Source organism: Streptomyces sp. NPDC059248 (genome assembly GCF_042753905.1).
Lineage (GTDB): Bacteria > Actinomycetota > Actinomycetes > Streptomycetales > Streptomycetaceae > Streptomyces.
This window is the reverse complement of sequence record NZ_JBHYZV010000182.1, coordinates 1-1,198: the sequence shown is the minus strand read 5'-3', so window position 1 is coordinate 1,198 and position 1,198 is coordinate 1. Positions and strand designations below refer to the sequence as shown.

At 71.2% G+C, this 1,198-nt stretch carries 1 protein-coding gene; it reads left to right on the top strand.

The annotated features are described in order from the left end of the window. Positions 1 to 92: 92 nt before the first annotated feature. Positions 93 to 1,198, top strand: a 1,106-nt coding sequence (locus ACFXG1_RS33175; RefSeq protein ID WP_384745899.1) for a KR domain-containing protein, incomplete at its 3' end; no start/stop codon positions are given.

Here is a 1,198-nt window from a genome sequence, read left to right as displayed (position 1 = left end):
GGGGCGCGTGGGTTGCTTGGGTGGGGCGGGTGGTGGGTCCGGGGGGGGCGGGGGGGGGGGTGTTGGGGCGGATTCCGGTGGGGAGTCCGTTGGTGGGGGTGGTGCATACCGCGGGCATCCTCGACGACGCGACGGTGGAATCACTCACCACGGAGCGCCTGGCCGACGTCCTCCGCCCCAAGGCCGACGCCGCCTGGCATCTCCATGAACTGACGAAGGATCTGCCGCTCGCCGCCTTCGTCCTGTTCTCCTCCGTATCCGGCCTCATCGGTGCGCCGGGTCAGGCGAACTACGCGGCGGCGAATACGTTCCTGGACGCTCTGGCGGCGCATCGCCGGGCCCGGGGTCTGCCGGGGCAGTCGCTCGCCTGGGGCCTGTGGGAGGGCGAAGGCGGTATGGGCGCCACACTGGACGCCGCCGCCCGCGCCCGATGGGCCCGCTCGGGGTTCCTCCCGCTCCCGGTCGACCGGGCCCTCGCACTCTTCGACGCCGCACTCGTGAGCGATAGGGCACTCGTCGTACCGGCCCTCCTCGACCCGTCGGCGGCGGAGACGGGGTCCGGGCCGCCGTCGCCCCTGCTGAGCCGGCTCCTCCGAACGCCGGCACGACCTCGTACGAGGATCCGAGGCGCGGAGGTGGGGGCCGCGACCGGGGTCGGACCGGACCCCGTGTGGGCCCGCCGTATCACCGCCCTCCCCGAGGACGAGCGGTTCGACGCCGTACTGGATCAGGTATGCGCCCGGGTGGCCGAGGTGCTCGGACATCCCGACCATGCGGGTATCGCTCCCGCGCGGGCGTTCCGGGAGCTGGGCCTCGACTCACTCGCCGGTGTCGAACTCCGGAATCTCCTCGCCGCCCTGACCGGACTACAGCTCTCCCCGACCACGGTCTTCGACCATCCATCCCCCCTCGCGCTCGCCCGCCATCTCCACGGTCGGCTCACCATCAGCGCCGCGCCGGCCCCACGGGCCCCGGTGGCCAAGGCTCTCGCCACCGATGATCCGGTGGTGATTGTGGGGATGGCGTGTCGTTTTCCTGGTGGTGTGGGGTCGCCGGGGGATTTGTGGGATTTGGTGGTTGAGGGGCGGGAGGGTGTGGGTGGTTTTCCGGTGAATCGGGGGTGGGATTTGGAGGGGTTGTTTCATTCGGATTCGTCGCGGGTGGGGACGTCGTCGACGCGTCGTGGTGGGTTTTTGTA